The following is a 9,893-nucleotide window of genomic DNA, read 5'->3' on the forward strand; positions in this document are numbered from 1 at the left end:
AACCTTATCCCTTTCTAATTGCCTGTATTGACAGAGAGTTATCATGAGCGATGTTGAAGACAACCAGCGGCCAGTTGAATCTGAGCTACCTCCCTACCGCCAAGCGGATGCGCGCGCGCCTAAACCTTCATCAAAATTCCCTTTATGGTTGTTGCCGGTATTAGCCGCAGTGCTCGTACTTGGGGTTTTGGTCGGCAGGTATTGGGGCGGTGACAAAGAGGTAAATAATGACTCCCTAGCTACTAGCAGCGCGCAAAGCGATAGCGTAAATCCAAACGATGCCAGCCGCGAGCAGGCAGTGTTATCGGTCGAAACCGTGACGCCAAGCCAAGATAGTATTGGTAACACGCTCCGTGCTGATGGCACCATCAATGCCAAAGATGTCGCTAATGTTAGCGCCAAGGTAAATGGCGTTGCTATCGAGAGAGTGTTGGTCGAAGAAGGTGATAGCGTCAAAGCGGGGCAGGTTCTAGCAAAGTTTGATACCGATGCCATGGAGCAGCAAGTGTTGCAAGCGGAGGCAGATGTTGCTGAAGCTGAAGCAACGCTTGCTAATGCGACGGCCGATGCCGCCCGCGTCCTGCCACTCATTGATATTGATGCCATCAGTAGGCAAGAAGCGGATCGCTATCGCACTGCTAAACTACAAGCAGAGGCGTCATTGCAAGCATCTAAAGCGCGACTCAGTACGCAGCGCTTGAATGTCAATAATGCCAATGTGGTTGCGCCTGTCAGCGGTGTCATCAGTGAAAAAATGGCTGAGGTCGGTATGGTTGCTGGTGGCGAGCCATTATTTACCATTATTAAAGGCGGCATTTTGGAGTGGCGCGCGGAAATCGATCCCAAGCTGCTCGGCGAAGTCAATGTTGGCACCCCCGTGCGCGTCAGCTTACCAGGCGGCGATTCGGTCATGGGTAAAGTTAACCGGATTGCCCCAACGGCCGACGATAACCGCCAAATTACCATTTACGCAAGCCTTGCTGCAAACTCAAAAGCGCGGGCAGGCATGTATCAAACGGGCGAGTTTTTATTGGGTAGCACCAGCGCGCAAACGGTCCCCACTAGCGCCATCGTCAGCAATGATGGTTATGATTATGTGATGCTTGTGACCAATATCAGCAGTCAAGACGGCAAAAACATCGGCCGTATCAAGCAACAACGCGTCACCTTAGGTGAGCGCTTCGGTGATAGCGTTGCATTAACAGAGCCGCTACCAGCAGACAGCCGCATTGTGAAGCAAGGCGGTAGTTTCTTAAACGATGGCGATTTGGTACGTCTGGTTGATGGACTCAATCAGGCAGATGCTCAGACTAATGGTAAAGCAACGGGCAAAGAAGCAAATGCCGCTGCCGCGCAGGCGCACTCATGAATCTAAATGTCTCCGCTTATTCGATTAAAAATCCTTTAGTTGCCATTTTACTGTTTGTGCTGCTGACCTTGGGCGGCATCTACGGTTTTATGCAAATGAAGGTGCAGCAGTTTCCTGATATTGACCTGCCCGCGGTGGTGGTCACCGTCACTTTACCGGGTGCCGCGCCAACGCAGCTTGAAAACGACATTGCCAAAAAGATAGAAAATAAGCTCACCAGTATTGAGGGCGTCAAGCATATTCGCACGACGCTACAAACGGGCGCCGCGACCATGGTTACCGAGTTTGTCTTAGAAAAAGACATCCAAGAAGCGGTCGATGATGTGCGTTCGGCAGTCGGTGAGGTACGTGGCGATTTGCCAGCTGCTGCCAATGATCCCATCATTACCAAAGTTTCAACCGCAGGGTTTCCTGTTGTTACGTACTCGGTGGCGGCAGAAAACATGAATGTGGAAGATTTGTCTTGGTTCGTGGATGACACCGTCACCAAACGTCTTTCTGACATTCCAGGAGTCAGTACCGTTAGCCGTATCGGTGGCCTACAGCGTGAGATTACCGTTGCTGCTGATCCGATTGCTTTGAGTGGTTTAAAATATCCTATCGCCCAGTTATCAGAGCAAATTACCGGTATTCAGCAAGACAGCTCAGGCGGTGAAGCAGAAGTGGGTAAAACCACGCAAACCATTCGTGTTCTCGGTGCGGTTGATCGTGCTAGCGATTTAAACAACTTACAAGTTGCTGTGCCAACAGGTGGTACGCAAGCGCTGGGGCGTATGGCGCAAATCATCGATGGCGCGGCTGACCCAAGCTCGATTGCCAAGCTCGATGGGCAAACGGTGGTCGCCTTTAACATCACCCGCTCACGCGGCGCCAGTGAAGTGGAAGTAATGGAGCTGGTTGATGCCGAGCTTGCTAAGCTATCAAATGATGTCGGCAATATCACGATTGAAAAAGTCTACGATAGAGCCTCGCCAATCGCTGAGGATTATAAAGCGTCACTCCGCATGCTAATTGAGGGTGGTTTACTGGCTGTGGTCGTTGTGTTCTTATTTTTACGCAATATCCGCGCGACTTTTGTAGCGGCTGTGGCATTGCCATTGTCGGTCATTCCCACTTTTTTAGGCATGTATTTATTTGGTTTTAGCCTTAATATTATCTCTTTATTGGCACTGTCATTGGTCATCGGTGTCTTAGTCGATGATGCGATTGTAGAAGTTGAAAATATCATCCGTCATTTGCGCATGGGCAAGACGCCTTATGAAGCCGCGATGGAAGCGGCGGATGAGATTGGTTTGGCAGTCGTTGCAACCACTTTTACCTTGATTGCAGTATTTTTACCAACGGCCTTTATGGGCGGCATCGTTGGGCAGTTTTTCCGTCAGTTTGGTTGGACAGCGGCGTTAGCAATATTTGCGTCTTTAATGGTCGCGCGCCTCATTACCCCGATGATGGCCGCCTATATATTGCGACCTGAAAAAAAGCATGTGGAAAAACAAAGCGCGCTGACGGATTGGTATTTAAAAGTGGTTGCATGGACGTTGCATCATCGCTGGATGACGATGGGGGCGACGTTACTATTGTTTGTGGCTTCACTGACGTTAGTAAAATTACTGCCAACGTCCTTTATTCCTGATAATGACATTGATCAGACGCGGGTAGAGATTGAACTGACTCCTGATGTGGCGCTTGAGGATACCGAACGCGTTGCTGCGCTGGCAAGTGAACGTATTTTAGCCATGCCTGCAGTGACTCATATCTTCACCTCAGTAGGGGAAGCTCAGGCGGCGATGGAAGCCAGCTCTGGCGGTAAGGCAGAAAATATTGCTGGCTTAGACATTGTGCTTGCGCCCAGAGCAGAGCGCGCTTCTAAGCAAGAGATTGAACGCCAGATAAGTCGTATGCTTTCAGAAGTGCCGGGTGCGCGCTTTACCGTTGGTTTATCGAGTGGCGGTGAGACCGGTTATAATTTTTCTTTGACCAGTACCGATCCGCAACTGCTTGAACAAACCGCCCAGCAAATAATGGCAGAGATTCGTGCGTTACCCAGTGCCGGCGCTGTCACTAGCGATCGCAGTCTGCCGCGCCAAGAGTTGACGGTGACCCCAGACAGGCTAGCGATGGCGGACAAAGGCGTGACCACGCAAGATATTGCCACCACTTTGCGTGTGGCAACCGTTGGCGATTATGAGCAGCGTTTATCTAAGCTCAATCTTGATACGCGGCAAATTCCCATTGTGGTTCGCCTGCCAGATGTTGCCAAACAAAACGTCAGTCAATTAGAAGGCTTATATGTCCCAAGTGCATTGCCACCGGGACAAGGGGTACGTGTGGGCGAAGTGGCCTCATTAGATTTTGGCACGGGACCTGCGCAAATTAGCCGTCTTGATCGTGAGCGGGCAATTAGCATCATTGTCCAGCCTGCCAATGGCGAGCTTGGTGATTTGGTACAAGCGGTGAAAAGCATACCCAGCATGCAACAATTACCAGCCTCTATTACCATTATCGACCAAGGCCAAGCAGAAAACATGGCTGAGCTGTTTAATGGCTTTGTAATTGCGATGTCAGTCGGCGTGGTCTGTATTTTAGGCGTGCTTATCTTACTATTTGGGCGCATATTGCAGCCATTTACCATTTTGATGGCACTGCCGCTATCTATTGGCGGCGCCTTTGTCGGCTTGGTGATTACTAAAAGTAGTCTGTCGATGCCATCGATGATTGGTTTTATTATGCTGATGGGTATCGCTACCAAAAACTCTATCTTGTTGGTTGACTATGCACTGATTGCCCAGCGGCGCGGTTTGGCACGCTTTGACGCCATTATCGACTCTTGCCGTAAGCGCGCGCGGCCAATTATTATGACCACCATTGCGATGGGCGCGGGTATGTTACCCCTCGTTTTTGGTTGGGGTGATGCCGATCCAACCTTCCGTCGACCGATGGCGGCCGCTGTTTTAGGCGGTTTGGTGACCTCGACCTTATTAAGTCTTGTGGTCATTCCCGTGTTTTATACCTTGATGGATGATGTCTCAGGGTGGTTTAGTAAATGGTTGATACCGCATGGAAGGGATAAGGAAAGCCCAGCTATTGAAAAATGAGAAATACTGGTAGAGCGTTTAGGTCAATCACGTAGAAGTGGTTGACCTTTTTTATTTAAACGTAACTTACCCAAACGTAAGATGTCGAAGGCACGCCAAACTTAGCAGCAAAGTTTTGAATGGCTGACTATATAGAAGAATGAACGTTTAATACTTCAATAAACTTGTAAACAGAACATTCTTTAAGGCTGCTAGGTCAATTTTCAACCCATAATTAATTTACTGCTGTAAATATGTTAATACAAAATCTTTCAAAAAATTACTTAAAGGTGTATTATACGTCGCCCGAAATATGGTAAGGCGAAAAAATTGTACAATACTGAGAAGCTTTGAGTATGTTAAAGATTATTAAAAACCAGTTTAGAAGACAAATTAAGTTTAGAAAAAACGATGCAGAAAGCATTCCTAATGCATCGGCTCGTATTGCTGCGGATATCTTGAAAAGCGTCGCCTTTAATTGTCGGTGTGGTGAAATCAGTATACCAACTGAATTAGTAGGCGATTCATACAGATGCATCCGATGCGGCAAGGAGATAGTTAACTCTCGATATAACCTTATCACGAGATCACCAAATTCATATAATCCATTTACGAATATGGACTTTTATGAAGCTGCTATTGTTTTGCTAAAAAACGATAAGAAAAAACGCCTAACACTAAATGAAATAAAGTACCGTCTAGAGCACTAATTAGTGTTCTACATATCGAAATAGCCGCTGATTGTCTTGCTGGCCATGGTCTCTACAGCATATTAAAAAACCTAACCGCCAGCATGGCTGTTAAGACAAAAATTAGCAGGCTCGCGCCTAAAACCTGCCAAAGAAATTTTTTTTCATCCATCATTAATTACCATATATTCTTTTATAAGAATATACATGTTAATTAACTTTTAGTGTGAAAAAAATCATGTGAATTATCGATATTCACTACGTCGCTAAGCACAGTGACATCAACCGTCAAACTCTCTACCATCCAATCCCATTCTACAATTCCATCTTACTAAATTGAATACTATTCATCATTAGTTTAAATGCTATCATTTTTATTCATGTATTGGTTGCGGTATGATTATTCCATACACAAATTCGGTTTTGTCTCAGACAATGAGATTAGATTAAGGTAGCGGATTATCATGAGTAAACAATTTACATATTCCATCTCGAGCATTCGTTTTGATGAAAACTATCATCCTGCAGACAGCACGCGTCTGACAACCAATTTTGCCAATTTGGCGCGCGGCGAGCAGCGGCAAGAAAATTTACGTAAAACGTTAACAATGATAAACAATCGTTTTAACGCTTTGGCGCATTGGGATAACCCGACCGCCGACCGTTATTCTGTTGAAGTCGATATTATTTCGGCAGATTTGGATATCGAAGGTAATGGCGATAGTTTTCCGGTCATCGAGACATTAAAAACCACGATTGTTGACCATAAAGAAAATACCCGCATCGATGGCATGATTGGTAATAGTTTCTCCTCTTATGTCCGCGATTATGATTTTAGCGTGGTGTTGCCAGAGCATTTTGATAAACATCCGGCCTCGCCACCGCCAGCAGAATTTGGTGATTTGCATGGCAAGCTGTTTCAATACTTAGTGAACTCAGAAGCTTATAAAACCAATTTTGCTAAACAACCGGTCATTTGCCTGAGTGTGTCAACCAGTAAAACCTATCATCGTACGCTTAACCAGCATCCGGTGTTAGGGGTTGAGTACAGACAAGACGGCTGCTCTTTGAACAAAGGGTCGTTGACCGATGAGTACTTTTCCAAAATGGGCCTAAGCGTGCGCTACTTTATGCCGGCTGGTAGTGTTGCGCCTTTAGCGTTTTATTTTGCCGGCGACTTGTTGACGGATTACACTGACCTTGAGCTCATCAGTGCGATTGCGACCATGGAAACTTTCCAAAAGATTTATCGTCCCGAAATTTATAATGCCAACTCGGCGGCAGGTCAGGTATATCAGCCCAGTTTAAAATACCAAGATTATTCACTGACGCAAATCGTCTATGACCGCGAAGAGCGTAGCCAGATGGCGGTGACCCAAGGTAAATTTACAGAAGAGCAATTTATCAAGCCTTACCAAGCTATCCTTGAAGAGTGGGCGGCAAGCTATGAGGTAAATGAGCACGCGGCAAAAGCATGTGCGCATAAAAAACACGCCGCCTAATCAAGCCCAATCTAGCCGAAATATAAAATACCAATAAATAAGAAGATAAATTCTATGACCATATTATTACCGACCCAAAGATTATTACCGACATCAACCGCGGGCAGCCTGCCAAAACCTTCTTGGCTTGCCGAACCTGAAAAAATTTGGTCACCTTGGGCCTTAGAAGGTGAGCAACTGCTTGAAGCAAAACAAGATGCGCTACGCGTGTCACTGCAAGAGCAACTGCAGGCAGGGATTGATATTGTCAGTGATGGCGAGCAGACGCGTCAGCACTTTGTGACGACCTTTATTGAACATCTTGCTGGTGTTGATTTTGAAAAGCGCGAAACGGTTAAAATCCGTAATCGTTATGAGGCCAGTGTGCCATCAGTCGTTGGGGCGGTGAGTCGCCAAAAGCCAGTGTTTGTAGATGATGCAAAATTTTTACGCAGTCAAACTGATCAGCCAATTAAATGGGCGCTGCCTGGCCCGATGACGATGATTGATACCTTATATGATGGTCATTATAAAAGCCGTGAAAAACTGGCTTGGGAATTTGCTAAAATTTTAAATCAAGAAGCAAAAGATTTAGAAGCGGCTGGTGTCGATATTGTTCAGTTCGATGAACCAGCGTTTAATGTGTTTTTTGATGATGTCAATGATTGGGGCATCGCCACTTTAGAGCGCGCTATTGAAGGGCTAAAATGTGAGACGGCGGTGCATATTTGCTATGGTTACGGCATCAAAGCCAATACCGATTGGAAAAAAACATTGGGCACAGAGTGGCGCCAATATGAGCAAGCCTTTCCAAAATTGCAGCAGTCAAATATTGATATTGTCTCGCTGGAGTGTCAAAACTCGCATGTACCAATGGATTTGATTGAACTGATTCGTGGTAAAAAAGTGATGGTCGGCGCCATTGATGTGGCAACCAACCACATTGAAACGCCTGAAGAAGTGGCAGAGACATTACGTAAAGCGCTGCAATTTGTCGATGCGGATAAGCTTTACCCTGCAACCAACTGCGGCATGGCACCGTTATCTCGCTTCGTTGCGCGCGGCAAATTGAACGCTTTAAGTGCGGGCGCAGCAATAGTGCGCAATGAGCTAAGCGTTTAGCATTTCTTAACAAAGATTGCCTTGTTTAAACCCATGAGTGACCTCAGTTATCAATATACTTAAAGATTTAAAGTGCTTAAAGCGTTAAAGTACTTAAAGCGTTAAAATTTAGGAGTTAAGTCATGATTGAAGCAACTGATTTTAGAGATGCTATGTCTCTATTACCGACGGCGGTCAATATTATTACCACAAAGGGCGCTTCTGGTTGTCATGGGTTTACCGCCTCTGCGGTCTGTAGCGTGACCGATACACCGCCAACCTTGCTTGTCTGTATGAATCAGAGCTCGCGCTCGCACGAACATTTTCTTGAAAATAAAACCTTAAGTGTCAATGTGTTAGGCGCTCACCATGAGCCCATATCCAATGCCTTTGCTTCCAAGCTATGCTCAGAAGAGCGGTTTGGGCACGGCGCTTGGACGACATTAGAAACAGGCGCGCCTATTTTAGAAGATGCGCTTGTGAGTTTTGATTGTGAGATTGAGGACATTCAGCAAGTTGGCACGCATAGCGTGTTTATGTGCCGTGTTGTTGCGATCAAACAAGCCGAGCAACAAAATGGGACAGATGAAAGTTTGGTGTATTTTAATCGCTCTTATCATCAAGTAGGGCAAATAGAAATCGTTTAATTTAGCGCTTAAATCTATTCTCATTTCACTAAAACCATTATCTAACAAAGAAGTAACTATCCTGTGGAATTAATCATTTTTTTAATAATAGGGGCGCTAGCAGGATTTGCTGCGGGGTTGTTTGGCGTGGGCGGTGGCACAATTATCGTGCCATTGTTATTTATCGTTTTCACCCAAATGGATTACAGTGCTGATACCATTATGCATCTGGCACTCGGTACGTCGCTGGCAACCATCATTGTTACCTCTATCAGCTCGCTCATGGCGCACAATAAAAAAGGCGCGGTTATGTGGCCAGTGTTTAAAAATCTCGCACCAGGCTTAGCACTAGGTTGTTTTTTAGGGGCAGGGATTGCAGGGCAGTTATCTGGGCTGTATCTTCAGCTGATCGTCGGCGTATTTTTGCTTTGGGTCGCTTATAAGATGTTTTTTGGCGGTAAAAAACAGGTCGCGGCTAATGTTAGTAATGCCAACTACGCCAATCCAACACTGCCATCAAAACCTAAGCAGTTAGCGGCGGGGGCGGGTATCGGCATTGCTTCTGCTATTTTTGGTATTGGCGGTGGTAGCTTAACCGTGCCTTATCTCACCCGTTATAATGTGGTGATGCAAAAAGCGGTTGGCACCTCAGCGGCGTGCGGTCTACCGATTGCCATTGCTGGTGCGTTAGGGTTTATGTTTTTCGGCATGCAGCAGCAAGTTGATGTTCCCAACACCATCGGTTTTGTGCACATCTATGCCTTTTTAGGTATTAGCATTATGAGCTTTTTTACCGCCAAACTAGGCGCAAAAGTCGCGCATATGTTATCGCCAGAACTATTAAAAAAATGCTTTGCGGTGTTATTAACGGTGGTGGGACTTTATTTCCTGTATAAAGGGCTGGTTTAAAGACTCGTATTTGTATAATAGGGCGTGCTCTCTTTAGAATGAGGACACGCCCTAATCGTATTATTTTGGATAGTTATGTTTAATAAAAATAATTATGTTCAATAAAGAGAATTATGTTTAATAAATTTAAAGCATTAGCGGTACTTTCAGCTTTTCTCACGGTTGTCGCCTGTTCGGATGATAACTCTGATTTAGCTTATGATGAAAGTGTGACTACAACCAGCAATCACGAGCGTGAAGTACAAAAGATGTATCGTAATATCGATATGTTGACCAGAGATTTGCCAAGCGAAATTGATGAAGTCACCACTTTAGAAAAGATTGATTTTGATGGAAAAACGGTTACTTTCGGTTATAGGTTGGAGATATCTGGTTATGATGCCTCCGAAAGAAAAGAGATTGAAACGGTAATGCGCCATGAACATACCAAGTTAGCCTGTGCAGAAGCAGAGGTTATTCAAGGTATAAATACGGGGTTTGATTATCAGTATCGCTATTACGATTTAGATGATATTAAAGTGGCCAGTTTTGCTGTCACAAAAGACATTTGCGACAATCTAAATAAGGCTGACTCTGAAATAGGAACATAATCAGTGCTGGTGTGCTTTGCTGCTTAATATAGTACTTATACCCCACTCTCAACT

Annotated in this window: 7 protein-coding genes; all 7 read left to right on the forward strand. The window is 45.4% G+C overall.

The genetic code is table 11. The annotated features are described in order from the left end of the window. The first annotated feature begins 43 nt into the window (after positions 1 to 43). Positions 44 to 1,369 (forward strand): efflux RND transporter periplasmic adaptor subunit, encoded by a 1,326-nt coding sequence (locus tag B4240_RS09415; protein ID WP_296238654.1) that lies wholly within the window; start codon positions 44 to 46, stop codon positions 1,367 to 1,369. After that, entirely contained in the window at positions 1,366 to 4,464 is a 3,099-nt protein-coding gene (locus B4240_RS09420) for an efflux RND transporter permease subunit (protein WP_296238655.1), read from the forward strand. Before B4240_RS09415 ends, B4240_RS09420 begins: the two co-directional genes overlap by 4 nt. 1,132 nt (positions 4,465 to 5,596) lie before the next feature. After that, on the forward strand, positions 5,597 to 6,634 hold the full coding sequence (locus B4240_RS09425) for a DUF1852 domain-containing protein (RefSeq protein WP_296238657.1): 1,038 nt from the start codon (positions 5,597 to 5,599) through the stop codon (positions 6,632 to 6,634). Positions 6,635 to 6,688: 54 nt separating this feature from the next. Then, the gene (locus B4240_RS09430; protein ID WP_296238659.1) at positions 6,689 to 7,735 is read left to right on the forward strand and encodes a methionine synthase; all 1,047 of its coding nucleotides are present in this window, start codon (positions 6,689 to 6,691) and stop codon (positions 7,733 to 7,735) included. Between the two features lie 122 nt (positions 7,736 to 7,857). Next, positions 7,858 to 8,361: a flavin reductase gene (locus B4240_RS09435; RefSeq protein WP_296238662.1), complete on the forward strand. Its 504-nt coding sequence runs from the start codon at positions 7,858 to 7,860 to the stop codon at positions 8,359 to 8,361. Between the two features lie 63 nt (positions 8,362 to 8,424). Beyond that, positions 8,425 to 9,249 (forward strand): sulfite exporter TauE/SafE family protein, encoded by an 825-nt coding sequence (locus B4240_RS09440; protein ID WP_296238663.1) that lies wholly within the window; start codon positions 8,425 to 8,427, stop codon positions 9,247 to 9,249. Between the two features lie 113 nt (positions 9,250 to 9,362). Then, a complete protein-coding gene (locus tag B4240_RS09445) occupies positions 9,363 to 9,839 on the forward strand; it encodes a hypothetical protein (RefSeq protein WP_296238665.1) in 477 nt (158 codons plus the stop codon). Positions 9,840 to 9,893 lie beyond the last annotated feature (54 nt).

The organism is Psychrobacter sp. UBA5136, assembly GCF_002414005.1.
Classification (GTDB): domain Bacteria; phylum Pseudomonadota; class Gammaproteobacteria; order Pseudomonadales; family Moraxellaceae; genus Psychrobacter.

Excerpts from the sequence above, each read along its gene's own strand:
- B4240_RS09445 (WP_296238665.1), top strand. The coding sequence starts at position 9,363 with ATGTTTAATAAATTTAAAGCATTAGCGGTACTTTCAGCTTTTCTCACG.
- B4240_RS09420 (WP_296238655.1), top strand. The coding sequence starts at position 1,366 with ATGAATCTAAATGTCTCCGCTTATTCGATTAAAAATCCTTTAGTTGCC.
- B4240_RS09425 (WP_296238657.1), top strand. The coding sequence starts at position 5,597 with ATGAGTAAACAATTTACATATTCCATCTCGAGCATTCGTTTTGATGAA.
- B4240_RS09415 (WP_296238654.1), top strand. The coding sequence starts at position 44 with ATGAGCGATGTTGAAGACAACCAGCGGCCAGTTGAATCTGAGCTACCT.
- B4240_RS09435 (WP_296238662.1), top strand. The coding sequence starts at position 7,858 with ATGATTGAAGCAACTGATTTTAGAGATGCTATGTCTCTATTACCGACG.
- B4240_RS09430 (WP_296238659.1), top strand. The coding sequence starts at position 6,689 with ATGACCATATTATTACCGACCCAAAGATTATTACCGACATCAACCGCG.